The organism is Ruminococcus sp. BSD2780120874_150323_B10 (genome assembly GCF_015553695.1).
Classification (GTDB): domain Bacteria; phylum Bacillota; class Clostridia; order Oscillospirales; family Acutalibacteraceae; genus Ruminococcoides; species Ruminococcoides intestinale_A.
In genome coordinates this window covers 1-21,341 of the sequence record NZ_JADNHD010000020.1, presented here as the reverse complement: position 1 = coordinate 21,341, position 21,341 = coordinate 1, and the positions used below count along the sequence as shown (strand labels likewise).

Annotated in this window: 16 protein-coding genes; 10 read left to right on the top strand and 6 right to left on the bottom strand. The window is 42.1% G+C overall.

Going from position 1 to position 21,341, the window contains the following annotated elements; genetic code table 11:
- Nucleotides 1-4 precede the first annotated feature (4 nt).
- The 7 genes from I2E21_RS10950 (at nucleotide 5) to I2E21_RS10925 (ending at nucleotide 10,319) form a co-directional block, all read left to right on the top strand.
- Nucleotides 5-736, top strand: a complete 732-nt coding sequence (locus I2E21_RS10950; RefSeq protein WP_186936389.1) for an amino acid ABC transporter permease — start codon at nucleotides 5-7, stop codon at nucleotides 734-736.
- Nucleotides 726-1,469: an amino acid ABC transporter ATP-binding protein gene (locus tag I2E21_RS10945; RefSeq protein WP_022234235.1), complete on the top strand. Its 744-nt coding sequence runs from the start codon at nucleotides 726-728 to the stop codon at nucleotides 1,467-1,469. The genes I2E21_RS10950 and I2E21_RS10945 overlap by 11 nt, the downstream gene beginning before the upstream one ends.
- Before the next feature lie 312 nt (nucleotides 1,470-1,781).
- A complete protein-coding gene (locus I2E21_RS10940) occupies nucleotides 1,782-2,087 on the top strand; it encodes a type II toxin-antitoxin system RelB/DinJ family antitoxin (protein ID WP_195411349.1) in 306 nt (101 codons plus the stop codon).
- Between the two features lie 40 nt (nucleotides 2,088-2,127).
- A complete protein-coding gene (locus tag I2E21_RS12350; protein WP_243240629.1) occupies nucleotides 2,128-2,262 on the top strand; it encodes a type II toxin-antitoxin system RelE/ParE family toxin in 135 nt (44 codons plus the stop codon).
- A gap of 382 nt (nucleotides 2,263-2,644) precedes the next feature.
- A complete protein-coding gene (gene rpoB / locus I2E21_RS10935; protein ID WP_195411348.1) occupies nucleotides 2,645-6,370 on the top strand; it encodes a DNA-directed RNA polymerase subunit beta in 3,726 nt (1,241 codons plus the stop codon).
- 15 nt (nucleotides 6,371-6,385) lie between these two features.
- Nucleotides 6,386-9,970 carry a DNA-directed RNA polymerase subunit beta' gene (rpoC, locus tag I2E21_RS10930; protein ID WP_195411347.1) on the top strand — a complete coding sequence of 1,195 codons (3,585 nt, stop codon included), beginning with the start codon at nucleotides 6,386-6,388 and terminating at the stop codon, nucleotides 9,968-9,970.
- A gap of 169 nt (nucleotides 9,971-10,139) precedes the next feature.
- Nucleotides 10,140-10,319, top strand: a complete 180-nt coding sequence (locus I2E21_RS10925; protein WP_195411346.1) for a hypothetical protein — start codon at nucleotides 10,140-10,142, stop codon at nucleotides 10,317-10,319.
- 380 nt (nucleotides 10,320-10,699) lie between these two features.
- Here the strand turns inward: I2E21_RS10925 and trpS are convergent, their stop codons facing one another.
- Both trpS and I2E21_RS10915 read right to left on the bottom strand, forming a co-directional pair.
- Nucleotides 10,700-11,698 (bottom strand): tryptophan--tRNA ligase, encoded by a 999-nt coding sequence (gene trpS, locus I2E21_RS10920; protein WP_195411345.1) that lies wholly within the window; start codon nucleotides 11,696-11,698, stop codon nucleotides 10,700-10,702.
- Between the two features lie 12 nt (nucleotides 11,699-11,710).
- Nucleotides 11,711-12,901, bottom strand: a complete 1,191-nt coding sequence (locus I2E21_RS10915; protein WP_186936394.1) for a PLP-dependent aminotransferase family protein — start codon at nucleotides 12,899-12,901, stop codon at nucleotides 11,711-11,713.
- A gap of 316 nt (nucleotides 12,902-13,217) precedes the next feature.
- On the opposite strand from I2E21_RS10915, the gene I2E21_RS10910 reads away from it, so the two are divergent.
- Together I2E21_RS10910 and I2E21_RS10905 are read left to right on the top strand one after the other, a co-directional pair.
- A complete protein-coding gene (locus I2E21_RS10910) occupies nucleotides 13,218-14,066 on the top strand; it encodes a transketolase (protein ID WP_022234133.1) in 849 nt (282 codons plus the stop codon).
- A complete protein-coding gene (locus I2E21_RS10905) occupies nucleotides 14,066-15,013 on the top strand; it encodes a transketolase family protein (RefSeq protein WP_022234134.1) in 948 nt (315 codons plus the stop codon). The genes I2E21_RS10910 and I2E21_RS10905 overlap by 1 nt, the downstream gene beginning before the upstream one ends.
- Before the next feature lie 595 nt (nucleotides 15,014-15,608).
- Here the strand turns inward: I2E21_RS10905 and I2E21_RS10900 are convergent.
- Genes I2E21_RS10900 through I2E21_RS10885 form a run of 4 tightly spaced genes read right to left on the bottom strand, consistent with a single transcriptional unit; the run spans nucleotide 15,609 to nucleotide 20,423 of the window.
- Complete coding sequence (locus I2E21_RS10900) at nucleotides 15,609-17,159, bottom strand: DUF4340 domain-containing protein (RefSeq protein ID WP_195411344.1); 1,551 nt, start codon at nucleotides 17,157-17,159, stop codon at nucleotides 15,609-15,611.
- Complete coding sequence (locus I2E21_RS10895; protein ID WP_195411343.1) at nucleotides 17,159-18,745, bottom strand: GldG family protein; 1,587 nt, start codon at nucleotides 18,743-18,745, stop codon at nucleotides 17,159-17,161. The genes I2E21_RS10900 and I2E21_RS10895 overlap by 1 nt, the downstream gene beginning before the upstream one ends.
- Nucleotides 18,746-18,759: 14 nt before the next feature.
- Nucleotides 18,760-19,464 (bottom strand): ABC transporter permease, encoded by a 705-nt coding sequence (locus tag I2E21_RS10890; protein ID WP_022233884.1) that lies wholly within the window; start codon nucleotides 19,462-19,464, stop codon nucleotides 18,760-18,762.
- Nucleotides 19,464-20,423: an ATP-binding cassette domain-containing protein gene (locus I2E21_RS10885; protein ID WP_195411342.1), complete on the bottom strand. Its 960-nt coding sequence runs from the start codon at nucleotides 20,421-20,423 to the stop codon at nucleotides 19,464-19,466. The genes I2E21_RS10890 and I2E21_RS10885 overlap by 1 nt, the downstream gene beginning before the upstream one ends.
- 227 nt (nucleotides 20,424-20,650) lie before the next feature.
- On the opposite strand from I2E21_RS10885, the gene I2E21_RS10880 reads away from it, so the two are divergent.
- The gene (locus I2E21_RS10880; RefSeq protein WP_195411341.1) at nucleotides 20,651-21,004 is read left to right on the top strand and encodes a SpoVA/SpoVAEb family sporulation membrane protein; all 354 of its coding nucleotides are present in this window, start codon (nucleotides 20,651-20,653) and stop codon (nucleotides 21,002-21,004) included.
- Nucleotides 21,005-21,341: the final 337 nt, after the last annotated feature.

The following is a 21,341-nucleotide window of genomic DNA, read 5'->3' as shown; positions in this document are numbered from 1 at the left end:
ACATATGGATAAGTTTTTTCAAGAAATAGCTGCAAGCTTTCAGAGAACTTTTATTAATGACGACCGTTGGATGCAGTTTTTAAGAGGTCTTGGAGTAACGATTGAAATCACAGTCGTTGCTGCCGTTATAGGTATTATCCTCGGTTTTTTAATCGCAATGGTTCGTTCGACTTACGACAAGAACCTTGTCGGTAAAAAATGCAGAAAGCCGAGTGATTATTTACTCAAGTTTTTAAATGTTCTCTGCAATATCTATATTACTGTAATCAGAGGTACTCCTGTTGTAATTCAGCTTATGATTATGTATTACATCATATTTTCATCGTCAAGAAACGGAATTATCGCAGCGGTACTCGCATTCGGTATCAATTCAGGCGCATATGTAGCCGAAATTGTGCGTTCGGGTATTATGTCAATCGACAAAGGTCAGTTTGAGGCAAGCCGTTCGCTCGGATTTAATTACAGCAGCACAATGCTCCATGTAATTCTTCCGCAGGCTTTCAAAAATGTTTTGCCTGCACTCGGCAACGAGTTTATTGTGCTTGTAAAGGAAACTTCAGTTGCCGGTTATGTTGCACTCCAGGATCTTACTTATGTGGGCAATCTTATTCGTTCAAGAACTTACGAGGCATTTTTCCCGCTTATTTCGGTTGCGGCAATCTACCTTGTTATAGTATTGATTCTGACATACTTCCTCAAAAAACTTGAAAGGAGGTTGCGCAGCAGTGACCACTAACAATGATATTTTAATTAAGGTCGAGGGACTGAAAAAGTATTTTGGCAATAACGAAGTGCTCAAGGGCATTAATGCCGAAATTCACAAGGGCGATGTAATGGTGGTTATCGGTGCGTCGGGTTCGGGTAAATCAACTTTTTTGCGTTGCCTTAACCTGCTTGAAGAGCCGACAGACGGAAAAATCATTTTTGACGGCATTGATATTAACGACAGAAATGTAGATATAAACCTCCACCGCAGAAAAATGGGTATGGTGTTTCAGCAGTTTAACCTTTTCCCTCATATGACAGTGCTTAAGAATATGATTCTCGGCCCTGTAAAACTTCTTAAAAAGAGTAAGGAAGAGGCTACCAAAGAGGCAATGGAGCTGCTTGAAAGAGTAGGGCTTGCAGACAGAGCAAATGACTATCCGTCACAGCTTTCGGGCGGTCAAAAACAGCGTGTGGCAATTGTCCGTGCGCTTTGTATGAATCCGGAAGTAATGCTTTTTGACGAGCCTACTTCCGCACTTGACCCCGAAATGGTAGGCGAAGTTCTTGAAGTAATGAAAAGGCTTGCAAAAGACGGAATGACAATGGTAGTTGTAACTCACGAAATGGGTTTTGCCCGTGAAGTAGGTACAAATGTTGTATTCGTTGATAAGGGCGTAATCGTAGAGCAAGCGCCGCCGCAGGAATTCTTTACAAACCCTAAGAATGACAGATTAAAGGAATTTTTGTCAAAGGTTTTTTAATTAAATAAACAATATGACAGTCTGATAAACAGTGCGTTTGTCAGACTGTTTTTTTGTGCGATTTTTAACGGTTGCTAAACAATTATAAAAGTTTAAGGCTTGACCTAAACTTTTAAATTATTTTGCTTAACCCGCCTGCTATACCATAATTTCCTCCAATTCTTAATTCCAATTCTTAATAAAGAACCGTTTATAAAATATTTTCGAGATTTACTTACATTTACAATTTTTAAAAATCAAAATAATTTGCAAGCAATTGCTTGCATTTGCTGTCATAAGTGAATATAATATAGTTAAAGGAGCGTGATTTATATGGCAAATACTTCAGCAGTTTATGCCCGTATTGATACAGGCTTGAAAGAAAATGCGGAAAATATACTTGCACAGCTTGGTATTACTCCGTCAAGTGCAATTCAGATGCTTTACAGTCAGATTGTACTTACAAGAAGTCTACCCTTAAATCTTCAACTTCCTGTGGTTAAACCGCCTGCTATCGGTTCAATGACTCAATCTGAATTAAATGCCGAATTAATAAAGGGTGAAGAATCTATAAAAGCAGGAAAAACCTATACGGCAGATGAGGTGGACGCTGAACTTGCAAAGGAATTCGGTATATGAATAAGTTATATTCGGTTGTGTACTCTCCGAAAGTAAAGGAATGCGCAAAGTTACAGTTGACAAATTCATTGCTTTTTATACGGTAGACACCCGCAGTTTGACCGTTACGGTTATCCGTATTTTTTACGGAGGGCAGGACATTGCAAATATTGCAGGTGATTTTGAAAACTTATAAATTGCGATTATCAGCTGTTGATAAAATCTCAACACCTTTTTACCTCAAAATCGGCATTGATATTTCTTTACACGCTGTCGGGTGTTGCATTTTAGGACAAAAATAATCTCCACAGGATTTATTTTCCTGTGGAGAATTTTATTTGCCTAAAAATCAAAATTTCTGAAAAATTTTTGCTTTTTTAGAAAAAAGCCCTTGACAACCTCCCTTTGGTAGCGTAAAATAGTACAATGTACCATAATGGGGTTATGTACCGACACAGTCGGACAAATCGTCAAAAAAATTTATCTTACAGGGGGATATTATCACAAAATCTCCAAAGTGTCAAGAGGTTTTTTTGACAGGGGCATTGCCCTCAAATTTATTAAGGAGTGATACGCCTATGGTTAATGTCAAACCCGTTAAGCTCGGCAATCGTGAACGAATGAGCTTTGGCAAAATCAATGAAGTTATTGATATGCCTAACCTTATTGATGTCCAGAAGCAGTCTTATCAGTGGTTCCTTGACGAAGGTCTTAAAGAAGTATTTAAGGATGTGTCGGGAATTACCGATTATCAAAATAATCTTGTGCTTGATTTTATTGATTACTCTATTGATGTTGATCACCCGAATTACAGCATTGTAGAATGTAAGTCAAGAGATGCTACATTCTCTGCCGCTTTGCGTGTTACAGCAAGACTTTTAAACAGAGCTACAGGTGAGATTAAAGAGAGCAATGTGTTTATGGGCGATTTTCCGCTTATGACACCGAGCGGCACATTCATCATCAACGGTGCTGAGCGTGTTATTGTATCTCAGCTTGTAAGAAGCCCGGGCGTTTATTATAAGATGGACCACGATAAAACAGGTAAAGAGCTTTACAGCGCTACCGTTATTCCTAACCGTGGTGCATGGCTTGAGTACGAAACAGACATCAACGATGTTTTCTATGTTCGTATCGATAAAAACCGTAAGCTTCCTGTTACAGCGTTTATCAGATCTTTAGGTCTTGGCACAGACGCTGAAATTCTCGACTTCTTCGGCGACGACGAGAGAATGAGAGCTACTATTGAAAAAGACCAGACAAGCAGTGTTGAAGAAGGTCTTATCGAAGTTTACAGAAAGCTCCGTCCGTCAGAGCCTCCTACAGTAGACAGCTCTCAACAGCATATCAATAATCTTTTCTTTGACCCCGGCAGATATGATATGTCAAGAGTCGGCAGATACAAGTACAACAAAAAACTCGGCATTGCCGACAGACTTGAAGGCCAGGTTATTGCAGAGCCTATCTCTAACCCACGCACAGGCGAGGTTATGGCTTTCAGAGATGAGAAAATTACTAAAGAAAAGGCTTTAGAAATCGAAAATGCCGGCGTTCAGATTGCTTATGTAAAAGCACAGGACGAAAAAATCGTTAAAGTTATTTCTAACGGTATGGTTGACATCAAGGCTTATGTTGACTTTGATGCAGAGGCTGAATGCGGAATCCGTGAGAATGTTCGTTTTGATGTTCTTTGCGAAATTCTTGACGCAGCACAGAACGAGGAAGAGCTTAAGGAAATGCTCACAGACAGAGCAGACGAGCTTACTCCTAACCATATCACAAAAGATGATATTTTTGCTACAATCAACTACCTTAACTGCGTGGCTCACGGTGTCGGCAGAACAGACGATATCGACCACCTCGGCAACAGAAGAATCCGTTGCGTAGGCGAGCTTTTACAGAACCAGGTAAGAATCGGTTTCTCAAGACTTGACAGAGTTGTAAGAGAAAGAATGGCTACACAGTCACAGGATATGGACTCGCTTTCTCCTAACTCACTTATCAATATTCGTCCGGTAACTGCCGCAATCAGAGAGTTCTTCGGTTCTTCTCCGCTTTCACAGTTCATGGACCAGACAAACCCACTCGCTGAGCTTACTCACAAGCGTCGTTTGTCAGCACTCGGCCCGGGCGGCCTTTCAAGAGATCGTGCAGGCTTTGAAGTTCGAGATGTACACTACACCCACTACGGCAGAATGTGTCCTATCGAAACTCCTGAAGGACCTAACATCGGTCTTATTTCATACCTTACATCATTTGCAAGAATCAACAAGTACGGCTTTATCGAATCACCGTACCGTAAGATTAATAAAGAAACAGGCGTTGTTACAAACGAAGTTGTTTATATGACAGCCGATGTTGAAGATAACTACACCGTAGCACAGGCGAATGAGCCGCTTGACGAGAACGGCAGATTTGTTCATACCAGAGTTGTCGGCAGAAGAAGAGATGAATTCGTAGATCTTCCTGCAGACGAGTTTGACTTTATGGACGTATCGCCTAAGCAGGTACTTTCGGTTGCTACAGCTATGATTCCGTTCCTCGAAAACGATGACGCAAACCGTGCTCTTATGGGTGCGAACATGCAGCGTCAGGCAGTGCCGCTCCTCAGAACAGAAGCACCTATCGTAGGTACAGGTATGGAGTACAAGGCAGGTACAGACTCAGGCGTATGTATTCTTGCGGAAGAGGACGGCGTTGTATTAAGCGTTGACGCCCGCAACATTCGTGTACAGTACGATTCGGGCAGAATTCAGGACTTTGAGGTTATCAAGTTCTTGCGTTCTAACCAGGGTACATGTATCAACCAGCGTCCTATTGTTGAAAGAGGACAGAGAGTTAAGAAGGGAGAGGTTCTTGCTGACGGCCCTGCAACAGACCATGGTGAAGTTGCTATCGGTAAGAACGCACTCATCGGCTTTATGACCTGGGAAGGTTATAACTACGAGGATGCGGTTCTCCTTAACGAAAAAATCGTAAGAGATGATGTTTATACATCTATTCATATTGAGGAATACGATACAGAGGCAAGAGATACAAAGCTCGGCCCTGAAGAAATTACAAGAGATATTCCAAATGTCGGCGAAGATATGCTCAAGTACCTTGATGAAGACGGTATTGTTCAGGTAGGTGCAGAGGTTCACGCAGGCGATATTCTTGTAGGTAAGGTTACACCAAAGGGTGAAACCGAGCTTACTGCCGAAGAAAGACTTTTGAGAGCTATCTTTGGCGAAAAGGCAAGAGAAGTAAGAGATACTTCACTCAGAGTACCTCACGGTGAGAGCGGTACAGTTGTAGATGTTAAGGTATTTACAAGAGCCGACAGCCGTAACGAACTCCAGCCGGGTGTAAATAAGGTGGTCAGAGTTTATCTTGCATTAAAGCGTAAAATCAGCGTTGGCGACAAGATGGCGGGTCGTCACGGTAATAAGGGTGTCGTTTCAAGAATTCTTCCTGTAGAGGATATGCCATTCCTTCCTGACGGCACACCGCTTGACATCGTACTTAACCCGTTGGGCGTACCTTCTCGTATGAACATCGGTCAGGTGCTCGAGGTTCACCTCGGCTATGCGGCTAAGGCACTTGGCTGGAAGATTATGACACCTGTATTTGACGGCGCTCACGAAGGCGATATTTTCCAGGCACTTAAAGATGCAGGTTACAGCGAGGACGGTAAGACATGGCTTATCGACGGCAGAACAGGCGAGCGTTTTGACAACCCTGTAACCGTCGGCTATATGTATTACCTTAAGCTCCATCACCTTGTTGACGAGAAGATTCACGCAAGAAGTACAGGTCCTTACTCACTCGTTACACAGCAGCCTCTCGGCGGTAAAGCACAGTTCGGCGGTCAGCGTTTCGGTGAGATGGAAGTTTGGGCACTTGAGGCTTACGGTGCGGCCTATACACTTCAGGAAATTCTTACCGTTAAGTCTGACGATGTTATCGGCAGAGTTAAGACTTATGAGGCAATCGTTAAGGGTCAGAACATTCCTGCACCGGGTATCCCTGAATCATTCAGAGTTCTTATTAAAGAGCTGCAGTCACTTGCTCTTGATGTTCGTGTTCTTGACGCACAGGGCGAGGAAATTGACATTAAGCAGAAGTTTGATGAGGACGAAGACATTACAGATGCAGCTACAACCGAGTTCAACGAGGAGAGCGTAATGACCGAGTCAATGGACGGTTACAACCTCGATGAAGAAGGCGAAGAGGGCAATATGTTTGACGATTCGGGTCTTGCAGCAGATGACGATGACAGCGACTACTTCGACTTTGACGACTTAAACAAGAATGATATGTAAGGAGGAAGTATAAAAATGATAGATAATAACGCATTTGATTCAATTAAAATCGGACTTGCTTCCCCTGAGCAAATTAGAGCCTGGTCTTACGGCGAGGTTAAAAAGCCCGAAACAATCAACTACCGTACATTAAAACCTGAGCGTGACGGCTTGTTCTGCGAGCGTATTTTCGGACCTACAAAGGACTGGGAGTGCCACTGCGGTAAATACAAGAGAATCCGTTTTAAGGGTAAAATTTGTGACCGTTGCGGTGTTGAGGTTACAAGAGCAAAAGTAAGAAGAGAGAGAATGGGTCACATTGAGCTTGCCGCTCCTGTTTCTCATATCTGGTACTTCAAGGGTATTCCTTCAAGAATTTCTCTTATGCTCGATATTTCTCCGAGAACACTTGAAAATGTTCTTTATTTCTCAAGATATATTGTTACAGATCCCGGCAACTGCCGTGATCTTGAAAAAAATCAGTGCCTGAGCGAAAAAGAGTACGCTGAAATGCGTGAAAAGTATGACAACGACTTTGAGGCAGGTATGGGTGCAGAGTCTATTAAGAAGTTACTCAAGGAAATTGACCTTGAGCAGCTCTCTGCACAGCTTAAAGAAGAGCTTGAAACAGCATCGGGTCAGAAGAGAGTTCGTATTCTCAAGCGCCTTGATGTTGTTGAGAGTTTCCGCCTTTCGGGCAACCGCCCCGAATGGATGATTATGGATGTTATTCCTGTAATTCCGCCTGATATCCGCCCTATGGTTCAGCTTGACGGCGGCAGATTTGCTACTTCTGACCTTAACGACCTTTACAGAAGAGTTATTAACAGAAACAACCGTCTTAAAAAGCTCCTTGAGCTTAACGCTCCTGAAATCATCATCAGAAACGAGAAGAGAATGCTGCAGGAATCTGTAGACGCTCTCATTGACAACGGCAGAAGAGGCAGACCTGTTACAGGCCCTAACAACCGTCCGCTCAAGTCACTTTCCGATATGCTTAAAGGTAAGCAGGGTAGATTCCGTCAGAACCTCCTCGGTAAGCGTGTTGACTATTCGGGTCGTTCGGTTATCGTTGTAGGCCCTGAGCTTAAGATGTACCAGTGCGGTCTTCCTAAGGAAATGGCTATCGAGCTTTTCAAACCGTTTGTTATGAAACGCCTTGTAGAAACTAAGGCTGTTATCAATATTAAGGCTGCAAGAAAAGCAGTTGAGCGTGCAAAGGACGAGGTTTGGGATGCACTTGAAGTTGTAATCAAGGGTCACCCTGTTCTTCTCAACCGTGCGCCTACACTTCACAGACTCGGTATTCAGGCATTTGAGCCTGTACTTGTTGAGGGCAGAGCACTTAAGCTTCACCCGCTTGCTTGTACAGCGTACAATGCCGACTTTGACGGTGACCAGATGGCTGTCCATGTACCGCTTTCCGCAGAGGCACAGGCAGAGGCAAGATTCCTTATGCTTGCAGCCGGCAACCTCCTTAAACCGTCAGACGGTCAGCCTGTAACAGTTCCTACACAGGATATGATCCTCGGTTCGTACTACCTTACACTTGATAAGGACGGCGAGCGTGGCGAGGGCAAGGTGTTCCGTGATGTTGATGAAGCTATGATGGCCTATCAGACCGGTGTTATCCAGCTTCACTCAAAGATTAAGGTAAGATACGAAAAGGTAATTGACGGCGTTAAGTATTCCGACCTTGTTGACACAACAATCGGTAAGATTATCTTTAACAACCCGATTCCGCAGAACCTTGGTTTTGTTGACAGAAGCAAGCCTGAAAACCGCTTTAAACTTGAGGTTGACTTCCTTGTAGGTAAGTCTAAACTTAAGAAGATTATTGATAAATGTATTAAGATAAACGGCACAGAGATTACAAGCCATGTTCTTGACCACATCAAGGCACAGGGCTATAAATACTCAACAAGAGGCGCTATTACTGTTGCCGTATGTGACGCCGTTATTCCTCCTGCCAAGAAAGAAATCATCAAAAAGGCAGAGGCTGATGTCGATGCAGTTCGTGAGGACTATATGATGGGTCTTCGTTCCGATGAGGAGCGTTACGAGGAAGTTCTTAAGATTTGGGAGAAGGCTACAAACGATGTAACCGATGCCCTCCAGAAGAACCTTGACCGCTACAACCCAATCTTCATGATGGCCGATTCAGGTGCCCGTGGTAGTATGAGCCAGATTCGTCAGCTTGCAGGTATGCGTGGTCTTATTGCCAATACATCAGGTAAAACAATCGAAATTCCTATCAAGGCTAACTACCGTGAAGGCCTTAACATTATGGAATACTTTATTTCATCCCGAGGCGCTCGTAAAGGTCTTACAGATACAGCGCTCAGAACAGCCGACTCAGGTTACCTTACCCGTCGTCTTGTTGATGTATCACAGGAAGTTATCATTCGTGAGGACGACTGCGGTACAACAGACGGTCTTGAAATTTTCGACATCAAGGCAGGCGAAAACAATGTTATCGAGGGACTTCACGAAAGACTTATCGGCAGATACCTCGTTGACGATTTCTGCGATTCAAACGGCAACACCCTTGTTTCTAAGGATGTAATGATGGGCGACAAAGAGGCTGACATTATCGTAAACAGCGGCGTTGAAAGAATTAAGATTCGTTCCGTACTTTCTTGTCGTGCTAAGCACGGTGCTTGTAAGAAGTGCTACGGTTCTAACCTTGCAAACCGCCAGCCTGTAACAGTCGGTGAGGCAGTAGGTATTATCGCCGCACAGTCAATCGGTGAGCCGGGTACACAGCTTACAATGAGAACATTCCATACCGGCGGTGTTGCATCGGCAGAAGATATCACACAGGGTCTTCCAAGAGTTGAAGAGTTGTTCGAGGCCCGTAAACCAAAGAGCCTTGCAATCATCAGTGAAATTGACGGTGAAGTTAGATTTGAAGAAATCAAAAATGCTCGTCACGCTATTGTATTCAACCACGAAACAGGCGAAGAAAAGCAGTACCTTATTCCTTTCGGCTTTAGAGTTAAGGTTCAGGAAGGTCAGATTATCAAGAAAGGTGACAAAATCACCGACGGTGCTGTTAATCCGCACGATATTCTTGCAATTCTCGGTTCAGAAGCAGTAATGAACTACCTTATTTCAGAGGTACAGAGTACCTACCGTTTACAGGGTGTTGAAATCAACGATAAGCACATTGAGGTTATCGTTCGTCAGATGATGAGAAAGGTAAGAGTTGAGGACGCAGGCGATACTAAGTTTATGTCCGGTCAGACCTACGATAAGAACGATGTTCTCTTTGAGAACGAACAGATTAAAAAGCGTATTGCTAACGGTGAAGAAAACCTCAGAGAGGCAACATTCACACAGTTGCTCCTCGGTATTACAAAGGCAGCACTCGCAACAGACAGCTTCCTTTCTGCCGCATCATTCCAGGAAACAACAAGAGTTCTTACAGATGCAGCTATTAAGGGTAAGATTGATCCGCTTATCGGTCTTAAGGAAAATGTTATTATCGGTAAGGTTATTCCTGCAGGTACAGGTATGCCAAGATATGCAGGCGTAAAGCTCGAAGAGCCGAAGACAGAGGTTGAAGATGCAGATGAAAATGCTGTTGAATCAACCGAAACTGCAGATATTTCCGAATAATTTTAACTAACATTTTGGTTTAAAAAAATTAAATGCCCGACAATGCATTCAGTCATTGTCGGGCATTTGTGCGTGTGCTTGTAGTTATTAACAATTTGTTATAAATGTGTTAAAAGATTGTCGGTTAGGTCATTAAAAAAACTGTGGTTTAACACGGTGCTTAGGTTAAATGATTAAAAAATTTAGGTCAAGCCTTTTTAAAGGCTTGCGGGTTTGGGCAGCGCCCATAAATAACAATTCTTCGGGCGCAAACAGCGTAGTTGTTTGCGTGCTAAAACTAAGGTGGTTAAAACAGGCAATAGCCATTGTAACCGGAAACGCTAAAAACACGGTCAACTCATTGCGTTGACCGTGAAAGGGAAGTGTATTTTCTTTTGTTGCTCTCGCAAAAGCTAACGCAGTTATATTCAAGCCGCCAAACAGCAGGCTGTTTGGCTATCGTTAGATTGTGTAAACGAAAAGTATTTGTGGGCTTTGCCCACACCCACAACCTTTGAAAAGGTTGACCAAACTTTTATAATTAAATGTCGAAAACCTAAATTTTTACAACATACAAAATGAATATTTATCAAATTAACAATCAATAAATATTCATTTTAATTCAAAAATATACATTTATTATACAATAAAAATCGTCCGAATTTGCAGCAAAGGTCAAACTCGGACGATATTATTTTGCTTTAGCAAAAACAATATTTTATCATTAAAATACGCTTAATCTAAATAATATTATAAGATAAAGCCAATCTTTTTCATAACTTTATTCATTGTACGACTGCTGATTTTAAGTGCAATTTCATCCGCTTTACGGTAGCACTCTTCAAGGTAAGCCTTATCCTTGATATATGATTCATAACGCTCACGAATAGGACGGAGTTCTTCTACAACTGCCTCGCCGACAGCTGCCTTAAAGTCGCCGTATCCCTTGCCCTCAAAGTCGTGCTCAATCTGCTCAAAGCTAAGACCTGTGATTGTGCTGTAAATACCCATAAGGTTATTGATTCCGTCTTTGCCCTCGCCGTAGTGAACATGAGCCTCACTGTCGGTAATCGCACGCTTGAATTTGCGCATAATTGCCTCAGGTGTATCAAGAAGATGTACGCAGCCGTTTACATTTTCGTCCGATTTACTCATCTTCTTGGTCGGGTCCTGCAAGCTCATTACTCTTGCGCCGTTCTTTGGAATAAATCCTTCAGGAATTTTGAAAACATTGCCGTAAAGACCGTTAAAACGGGTTGCAATATCTCTTGTAATCTCAATGTGCTGCTGCTGGTCTGCACCTACGGGCACTTTATCTGCCTGATAAAGCAAAATGTCGCCTGCCATAAGTGACGGATATGTAAACAAGCCTGCATTTATGTTGTCTGCGTGCTTTGCCGACTTGTCCTTAAACTGTGTCATTCTCGAAAGCTCACCGAACTGTGTGTAGCAGTCGAGCACCCATGCCATTTCTGCGTGTGTATGCACATGGCTCTGAATGAAGAAAAGGCTCTTTTCTGTATCAATTCCACAAGCAAGAATTGATGCGTATGCGTCGAGAATATTTTTTCTCATTTGAGCCGGCTCTTGTCTGACTGTAATTGTGTGTAAATCGGCAAGAGCGTAAATGCAGTTGTACTCGTCCTGCATAGTAACCCAATTGCGGATAGCACCAAGATAGTTGCCAAGTGTTATTGTGCCACTCGGCTGAATGGCACTGAATGCGATTTGTTTCTTTTCGTTTTCCATAAATATTCTCCTTTATTTCAGCTTGCTGTTTGCCAGCTCGCCGAGTATCTTAATGCCTTTTTCAAGCTGTTCGTCGGTCGGTGTTGAAAAGTTGATTCTGAAACTGTTGCACTTTTCGTTTTCGTCTGTAAGAAATGCATTGCCCGGTACTACGCATACCTTTTTGAGCACGGCTTCTTTGCAGAATGACGGCATATCAATGCTTTCGGGCAGGTCGCACCAAATAAAAAGTCCGCCGTCAATTTTATGATAAGTAATTGCGGGACTTGCGTATTTGTCGAGCAAATCCATACAGAATTGTGCTTTTTTAGTGTATAGCTTGCGTAATTTTTCAAGATGTGCGTTGAAGTCATATTTTGTAATAAACTCATCGCAAACATACTGCGACCATATATTGGTGTGAACATCACTGCCTTGCTTGCATACTACGAGTTTTTGGAAAATCTGCTTTGGCGCAATGCAGTAAGCAACACGCATACCCGGTGAAATTACCTTTGAAAACGAACCGCAGTAAATTACGATTTCGTCCTCGTCAAAGCTCTTGATGTTTGGGATAAATTCGCCGCTGTATCTTAAATCTCCGTAAGGGTTGTCCTCAAGAATAAGAACGCCGTACTTTTTTGCAAGCTCATAAACAGCCTTGCGTTTTTCAAGGCTCATTGTAACGCCCGACGGATTCTGAAAATTTGGTATTGTATAAATAAATTTTGCGTTTTTATTGTCTTTAAGCGCCTGCTCAAGGGCGGTAATGCTCATTCCGTCAGGCTCAACGGGAACGCCGACAAGTTTTGCGTTGTAACTTCTGAATGTGTTGAGCGAACCGATAAAAGACGGCGCTTCGCAAATAACAACATCACCCTCGTTTACAAGAGCCTTTGAGCATAAATCCATAACCTGCTGTGCACCTGTGGTGATTAAAATATCGTCACCCTCTCTGCCGATGTTATGTTCTTTTTTCATATATTCGGTAAGGTGTCGGCGCAGTGGAGTGTAGCCCTCGCTTACGCTGTACTGTAATACGGAAATAGGATTTTCGGCAAGAACTTTTGCGGAAATCTCTGCTATTTCCTTTGCGGGAAAGGCATCGGGGGAAGGGTTGCCCGCAGAAAGCGATACAACCTCGGGGTCTGCCGCATATTTAAAAATTTCTCTGATTGCACTTGGCTTAAGGTTAGAAACCCTGTCGGAAAATGTATATTCCATTTAAAAATCTCCTTTTTGCATTTTTAACTGATAAAGTCAAAAAGCAATATATTTTATTGTAACACGATAGGCAAAAATATTCAAGCTACCGAGAGGGAAAAGCTACAATTTATGCCGTAATTTTTTGAAAATTATGCTAAAAATACAAACAAATAATCCGCAATTTCAGTCTGTTGTAAAAATAATTAAAGAAAGTTCCGACATAATTAATGAAAATGCGGTTTAATTCCAATATCGAAAAATAAATTATTGCAATTATGTTACTATGTATATGAAATTGATTACTTATATTAAGGTTAATCAGGAGGATAATGGAATGGACAGTTCAGAAATCAAGCAGCTCCAAATCCTTGCAACAAAGGCAAGAATGGGAGCAATTCTCGGCACTTTTTGTGCTAAGTCGGGACATCCGGGCGGTAGCCTTTCGGCAGCAGATATTTTCACATATCTCTACTTTAAGGAAATGAATGTTGACCCTAAGAATCCTAAGTGGGAGGACAGAGATCGTTTTGTTCTTTCAAAGGGCCATTGTTGCCCAAGCCTTTATGCGGTTCTTGCACTTAAGGGCTATTTTGAATGGGACGAGCTTTCAAAGCTCCGTCATGTAGGCGCAATGTTACAGGGTCACCCCGATATGAAGGGCACACCCGGCATTGATATGAGCACAGGCTCACTCGGACAGGGTATTTCAGCAGCCTGCGGTATGGCACTTTCTGCAAAAATCAGCAACAAGAGCTATCGTGTATATTCTGTACTCGGTGACGGCGAGGTTGAAGAAGGTCAGGTATGGGAGGCTGCTATGTTTGCCGCTCACAATAAGCTTGACAATCTTGTGATTTTCGTTGACCAGAACGGTTTACAGATTGACGGTACAGTTGACGAAGTTGCAGGCATTGAGCCGCTCGACAAAAAGTTTGAGAGTTTTGGTTTTGAAGTGTTTAAGATAGACGGTCATGACTTCAATCAGATTGAGGACGCACTTAACAAGGCAAGAGAAGTTAAGGGCAAGCCTGTTGCTATCCTTGCAAAGACAGTAAAGGGCAAGGGCGTTTCATTTATGGAAAATCAGGTTGGCTGGCACGGCACAGCTCCTAACAAAGAGCAGTACGAGCAGGCTACAGCCGAGCTTCAGGCTGAAATTGACAGATTGGAGGGCAATTGCTAATGGCTGAATCAAAGAAAATTGCTACTCGTGAGAGCTTTGGTATGGCACTTTGCGAGCTTGCTAAGACTAACGAGGACATCGTTGTTTTTGACGCTGACCTTGCAGCGGCAACAAAGACAAGTATTTTTAAAAAGGAATTTCCCGAAAGATTTTTCGACTGCGGTATTGCCGAGGGCAATATGGTAGGCGTTGCGGCAGGTCTTGCGGCAGCAGGCAAAATTCCTGTAGCGGCATCATTTGCAATGTTTGCAACAGGCAGAGCATTTGAGCAGATCAGAAACTCGGTTGCTTATCCGCACCTTAATGTTAAGATTGCAGGTAGCCACGCAGGTATTTCTACAGGTGAAGACGGTGCAACTCACCAGTGCCTTGAGGATATCGGTATTATGCGTACAATTCCGGGTATGGTAGTTATCAACCCAGCCGACCACTACGAGATGATGGCTGCAACAAAGGCAGCTATCGAGTATGACGGTCCTGTATATATCCGTCTTGGCAGACTTGCTATTGAGAGCTTTAACGACCCTGAAACTTATACATTTGAACTTGGCAAGGGTATTACACTCCTTGACGGTGACGATGTGGCAGTTATTGCAACAGGTCTTTGTGTAAATGAGGCTCTTAAGGCTTGTAAGCAGCTTAAGGAAGAGGGCATTAACGCTCGCCTTATTAATATTCACACAATCAAGCCTATCGACAGAGAAATCATCGTTAAGGCTGCAAAAGAAACAGGCAGAATCATTACAATTGAAGAGCATAATGTAATCGGTGGTCTTGGTGACGCTGTATGTTCTGTAGTAAGTGAGGAATATCCTGTTAAGGTAACAAAGGTTGGCGTAAACGATTGCTTTGGTTACAGCGGCCCTGCTCTTGAGCTTCTCGATAAGTTTGAGCTTACAGCTCCGCATCTTGCAAAGAAAATCAAAGCAGCTGCTCAGGATAAGTAATTTAGAATTTATAATTTAATATAAAAATTACCGCTCGGCATAGTGATGTCGGGCGGTTTTTGCGTTTTGTGGTTTTTAGGGTCTTTATAAAAAGCCGGATAATTATGGTGTATCGCACGAGTTAAGCGAAATAATTAAAAATTTAGGTCAAGCCTTTTTAAAGGCTTGCGGGTTTGGGCAGCGCCCATAATTATCTTCCGATATAACAATTCTTCGGTCGCAAACAGCGACGCTGTTTGCGTGCTAAAACTAAGTTTGTTAAAACAGGCGACAGCCATTATAAACAGAAATGCTAAAAAATAGTCAACGCATTGCGTTGACTATGAAAATGAAGTTTATTTTCTTTTGTTGCTCTCGTAAAGGCTTTCGCCTATTTGTTTAAGCCGCCAAACGGCAGGCTGTTTGGCTATCGTTAAATTGCATAAACGGAAAGTATTTGTGGGCTTTGCCCACACCCACGACCTTTGAAAAGGTCGACCAAACTTTTATAATTGCCTTGACAAAGCACTTTGCTCAACCATAATTTTTACAAAGAGCAAAAACACAGCCCGATTCGTTTCTTGAATCGGGCTGTGCAGCGTTTAATTATAACAAATTATATTGCGAAGTCTGAAACCTCTTTATTATTTGCTACAGTTTTAACCTGTTCTATAAGTTTACTTGGATTTGTCTTGTAAAGGTGTCCTACGCTTATGCCGTTTACCTCTGCAAGGTATTTGTTTCCGCCTGCATCATAGAATTTAACTGTATCTGTACTGCCGTCTGTATATTTGTACTCGGCTGTAAATACCGCCTTTCCGCTTGGCTTGTCACTGCTTGTGTCGCTTTTCTTAAGTAATGTAAGGTTCTGGAAGAATGTTGAGAAGTATGATGAGTTAATCTCACTGTCACCGTACATTACAGATGTTGTGGTTGTAGTTGATTCCTCGCCGTCTTCGTTTGTTGTAGCGGTTTCCTTTGTGCCTATGTCAAAGGTATAAGTGTCGGAACCGTTGTTTACCGTAAGTGTGGAAACAGCCGTCATAAGCGGATGGAGAACATACTCTGACGAAAGTTTTTCGTAACTCATATCTACCCAAGGCAAGTTTGCGGATGCCATTGAATAAACAACTTTTCCGCCCTTTTCCATAATGTTTACATTGCCCGAGCCGTCAGGCTGTGATGCAATAAGGTTTATTGTTGTGTCCGGATACACAGCCTCAAGAGTTACATATGGATCTGCCAGTCCGAGTTCTTTGAGTTGAGCGTCGGACGGTTTTACCATTTTTACCGACTTGGCATACAAGCCTCTGATTGCACCCGATACCTTACTGCTTGCATCTTCGCTTGCGTAAGCCTTATTAGGTGAAGTGATAACTGTTGCAGCGGAGTTCTTTCCGTCGTTGTTCGGTTCAAGTACTACAGCTTGCGGGAAGTTTTTACCCGAAAGTGTAATTTTGCTGAACTGTGAATTGTCTGTATCCGATGCGGCATCATTGATTGCCTTTGAGAACATATCGGTAAGGCTGTATGAGAACGAGTCTACGGCATCGCTTGCTACAAGGTAGATTGTGTCGGATGTACCGAACTTTACATATGTTCCTGCCGATGACGGAGCATCGCCGCCTACAATGAATTTAGCCTTTGTATTGTCTGTATATGTAACAAGGACTGTTGCTTTCGGATTGTCAAAACCGCACTCCGAAGATTTTGCACCGTCAAGGCTGATTACTTTGCTGAAATCAAGTGCCGCAGCATCGTTTGCGATTGCATCGGCGTAGCCTGTCTGCAAATCAAAATCTTCAAAGCCTACAAGAGTATAAACGGTTTTTTCTGTCTTGCCGTTATCATCAACGGGAGTTTCGGACTTTATGTCGAGTGTACCCGATGTGTTTTCAACATTGATTGTTGAAATCTTTGCAGGCACATAATCAATCAAAGTACCGTAGCTGTTATTTTCAATTTCGCCCTTATCGTTTGTTTTGATGGTTGCCTGGTGCATACCGTTTCCATCAACAGATGTTGACATATCAATACCCGGGTCAATGCTGTCCATCGGGTCTGCGTTATCGCCTGATTTCGGCAGGAATATCAGCAACAGCATTACGCCTACGAGCACAACTGCTGCGGCTGCGATTATAATAAGAAGTTTAACATTCTTTTTCATTATTTGTTCCTCCTGCGTAACCACATTACAATGCCTGTTACGAGAACTGCAACAGGAACTACGATTACAAATATAACGAAGAGAGTGTTCTTTGTTGTTGCATCGGTAATTCCGAGCTCGGCATTCTGCATTGATTTACCCTCAATGGTAATACCCGCATTGTCCTTATCTGCAAGTGTGTTAATCATATTCATAAAGTAGCCTGAATTGTTAAAGCTGTTGTATGACATAATGTCAGAAGTAAACATTGAATATGAACCGAAAACAACTACCTTTGAAGATGCGTTGTCTGTATTTGACTTAACACCCTCGGCGGCAACATTAATATTTTCGCCTGTAATGCCGTTTTTGTAATTCCAAGTGTCATCTGCGTCTGTTGGGTAAATACCTGCTGATGTAGATGTTGTAAGAAGTGCATGTGAAACGCTTGAATCCGAAAGTGTAACGCTTCTTGCAAAGAGTGTTACAACAGGGATATTAGGATTTTTAAGTCCTGTTGTGTAGTAGTCGGTGTAGTCAACTGTGAATATGTACGGTGAGCTGTTGCTTACAAGGCGGTCTGTGCTTGTTTCATAAACATAGCCCGGATTTACCTGCATACCCCACTCGTTTAAAAGACTGTCAATGTTTGGAGTGTCTACATTGTTTTCTGTAGGGATAAAGATAAGGTTTCTGCCGTATTTGCCGTCATTGTCAAGCCACTTTGAAATCTTTTCGACTGTGCCTTCGTCAAGGTCAACAGACGGTGCATAAAGGATTGCAAACTTAGCGTCCTCATCAAGGTCGCCTGTAGCGAGAGAAACATCGGTTACCTGATAAGCGTTGTTCTGTAAAAGAGTTTTGATTGCCGACGAATCCTGCTCCTGGTTACCTGTAATCATATCAACTACAACTTTGTCTTCTGTAGTAACATTGAGAATAGCTGTAACAACGGCCTGCTCAACAAGTGAAGATGTTACATAGTAAGTGCCGTACTGTGAATAGTAATCCTTGTCGTATTCAAAGCAGTCGTCAATTGTAAGCACTCTGTACTGGTCGCCGCACTCGACGATCATCATATTTGAGTTTTTGCTCCAATCTGCGTCTGCATATTTCTGTGAAATAGACGGATTGCTTGAAAGGTCAATGTAATTAAGTTTGATTTTGCCGTTTGATGCGCTCTCCATTTTTTCAAGGAGTTTGTTTGCCTGAATGTAATACGCACCCGAACCCTCAAACTTTTCTTCTGTTGTAAGAACAGTGATTGTAATGTCTTTGTCAATGTGAGAAACATAGTCTATAGTGTCGTTTTCAAGTGCAAATGAAGATTCTTTGGTAAAGTCAAGAACCATATTCGGGAATCTTCCAACGAGAAGAGAAACCACTATGTTGAGAACGATAACAAGTGCGATTACAATTGCAACAATTGCCGCCGCAATTGAGCCGTGGCGGGCTTTTCTTGATTTTAAGAAATTCTTAAATCCGCCGTTTTTCTTGTCTTTCTTAGGCTTTTCGGTTTTTTCGGTCTTAGCCGCTTTATCGTCGGCTTTTTTTGTTTTAACTTCGGCAGTGTTTTCTGCCACAGTGTCTTTTTTCAATTCGCTCATTGCTCTTTACCTCCTTAGCTCCAGCGTCTTTTTTCAAGTACACGGGCGGTAAAGAACAAGAACAATCCCGTAACACTTAAAAAGAATATAATGTCTGTAAGATTAAGCATACCGTATGTAAAGTTTGTGTAGTATGTAAGAAAATCAATTTTTTTAACAATAGTTGCGATCCAGTCAACGGTGATGTTGCTTGAAAGGTTGCTTAGCATATAAATAAGAAGACCTACGCCCATACCTGCAACTGCGGAAATAATCATACTTTCTGTAAGTACAGAGATGAAAATGTCAATTGCAATAAGAGCAGAGCCTAAAAGCAAAAGTCCAAGTACGGTACAAAGCACAACCGCCCAGTCGGGAGAAGTGAAGAATGAAATTACAAGTGCATATACAACAAAGATAAGCGAGCATATTGCAAAGAGAATAAGTGCTCCGAGGAACTTGCCCATTACAATTTCAAAAAGGCTTGTAGGCGATGTAAGGAGCGCCTGGTCTGTACGCTGACGCTTTTCCTCTGAAAAGCTCTTCATTGTGATAATAGGAATTATAAAAAGAATAATAATAAACATATTTCCGAAAACATAGGAAAGGCTTGAAGTATCGTTTTCAATACAAATCATACTGAAAAATAAGCCCGAAAACAGGAAATATACCGCCATTACAACATAGGCAACGGCTGAATTAAAATAAGAAGAAAGCTCTCGCTTTAAAATTGCCACCATTATTTTTTACCTCCGACTGTGTCATAATTGCCGTTAGCAGTAAGCTTAAGGAACATTTCCTCAAGTGTTTCGTTGCCCGACTGCATATCAAGAATCGGACAGCCGATTCTTGCCATTGCGTTAAATACATCACGGCATATGTCGTGATCTTTTTCGTACTCAACCATATATTTTGCCGAGTTGCCGTTCTTTTCGGAGATTTTATTTACGCGAATAACCGCAGGAATGTTTTTGATTGCAGAGATAATATCCGAAGCGGCACCCTCGACCACAAGCGCAAGTTTTTCTTCGCCTGCGGTAGAAGACGAAAGCTCGTCTGTCTTTGCATCGGCAACTATTTTACCGTTTGAAATAACAAGAATTCTGTCGCAGGTTGCTGAAATTTCAGACAGCACATGAGAAGATAATATAATGGTATGCTTTTTGCCAAGACTTTTAATAAGTTTTCTGATTTCGATAATCTGCATAGGGTCAAGTCCGACAGTCGGCTCGTCCAGAATAAGCACGGGCGGATTGCCGAGCAAAGCCTGGGCAAAACCGACACGCTGACGATAACCTTTTGAGAGGTTTTTAATAATTCTGTCTGCCTGTTCGGTAATACGAACAAGTCGCATAACCTCTTCAATGTGTTCTTTTTTAGGAAGTTTAACCTTTTTGAGGTCAAACATAAATTCAAGATACTTTTTCACCGTCATATCAGTGTAAAGCGGTGGAATTTCGGGGAGGTAACCGATTTTTGCCTTTGCCTCTTTCGGATTTTCAAGTATTTCCTTTCCGTCAATAGTTACTGTGCCCGATGTGGAAGAAATATACCCTGTGATTATATTCATAGTGGTAGATTTTCCGGCACCGTTCGGGCCAAGAAATCCGAGGATTTCGCCCTCGCCAACAGTAAAGCTGATATTATCGACAGCTTTGATGTTGCCGTAATTTTTTGTGAGTTTTTTAACCTCAACCATGTGACTTGTTCACTCCTTAATAATAGTAAGCATATAAAAACTTTGTGTACTCCGCAAAGTCATATCGCAACAGCATATATTATACTATATAAAAACAGTTTTGTGTATATTTTTTATGAAAAATCATAGCGGCTACACAAATTTTCATTTTTCTGTCACATTTCGGAATAAAAATCGCACATTTGCAAATAACTAAAGGTAATAAAATCTTGTAAAGAGGAATTGTTATGGATTATATAAATGCATTTTGGACAGGCGGACTTATTTGCGTAATCGGTCAGATTTTAATTGACAAAACAAAACTTACTCCCGCCCGAATACTTACAGGCTTTGTGGTGGCAGGTGTGATTTTGGGCGCAGTCGGACTTTACGAACCCTTCGCCGAGTTTGCGGGCGCAGGAGCGGCAGTTCCTATCAGCGGTTTCGGCTTTTTGATGAGTCAGGGCGTAAAAGAGGGACTTGCTGCGGACGGCGCTCTCGGTATTCTCACGGGCGGACTTAAAAGTGCTGCGGCAGGTATTTCTTCGGCAATATTCTTTGGCTTGATTGCAGGTTTAATCACTAAGTCGGGCGACAAATAATATATTTTTTCAAAAAGGAATCCGATTGTTATGTCGGGTTCCTTTGCTTTTTTTGACCTTACATAAAGCACCGTATAAGCATAGTCGACTCCGCTAAATTTTACAAAGCATAAGGCATAATACACATAAACAGCTCAAACTATTTGTAAATATTGCCGTATTTATTTTTTAATTAATAAAATTATGGTAATTTTGATAATTATGTGATAATATTATTTATGACAGAAATTCAAAATAGGGCAGATTGCCCTTTAAATTAATTTTGAAAGGAGTAATCAAACCAATGAACAAGCACGGAATGCTAAAAGCGACAAGCGTTGCAATTGCACTTTGCACC

Coding starts and splice junctions, on each gene's coding strand:
- I2E21_RS10950 (WP_186936389.1), top strand. CDS start 5: ATGGATAAGTTTTTTCAAGAAATAGCTGCAAGCTTTCAGAGAACTTTT.
- I2E21_RS10940 (WP_195411349.1), top strand. CDS start 1,782: ATGGCAAATACTTCAGCAGTTTATGCCCGTATTGATACAGGCTTGAAA.
- I2E21_RS12350 (WP_243240629.1), top strand. CDS start 2,128: ATGCGCAAAGTTACAGTTGACAAATTCATTGCTTTTTATACGGTAGAC.
- rpoB (WP_195411348.1), top strand. CDS start 2,645: ATGGTTAATGTCAAACCCGTTAAGCTCGGCAATCGTGAACGAATGAGC.
- rpoC (WP_195411347.1), top strand. CDS start 6,386: ATGATAGATAATAACGCATTTGATTCAATTAAAATCGGACTTGCTTCC.
- I2E21_RS10925 (WP_195411346.1), top strand. CDS start 10,140: ATGATTAAAAAATTTAGGTCAAGCCTTTTTAAAGGCTTGCGGGTTTGG.
- trpS (WP_195411345.1), bottom strand. CDS start 11,698: ATGGAAAACGAAAAGAAACAAATCGCATTCAGTGCCATTCAGCCGAGT.
- I2E21_RS10915 (WP_186936394.1), bottom strand. CDS start 12,901: ATGGAATATACATTTTCCGACAGGGTTTCTAACCTTAAGCCAAGTGCA.
- I2E21_RS10910 (WP_022234133.1), top strand. CDS start 13,218: ATGGACAGTTCAGAAATCAAGCAGCTCCAAATCCTTGCAACAAAGGCA.
- I2E21_RS10905 (WP_022234134.1), top strand. CDS start 14,066: ATGGCTGAATCAAAGAAAATTGCTACTCGTGAGAGCTTTGGTATGGCA.
- I2E21_RS10900 (WP_195411344.1), bottom strand. CDS start 17,159: ATGAAAAAGAATGTTAAACTTCTTATTATAATCGCAGCCGCAGCAGTT.
- I2E21_RS10895 (WP_195411343.1), bottom strand. CDS start 18,745: ATGAGCGAATTGAAAAAAGACACTGTGGCAGAAAACACTGCCGAAGTT.
- I2E21_RS10890 (WP_022233884.1), bottom strand. CDS start 19,464: ATGGTGGCAATTTTAAAGCGAGAGCTTTCTTCTTATTTTAATTCAGCC.
- I2E21_RS10885 (WP_195411342.1), bottom strand. CDS start 20,423: ATGGTTGAGGTTAAAAAACTCACAAAAAATTACGGCAACATCAAAGCT.
- I2E21_RS10880 (WP_195411341.1), top strand. CDS start 20,651: ATGGATTATATAAATGCATTTTGGACAGGCGGACTTATTTGCGTAATC.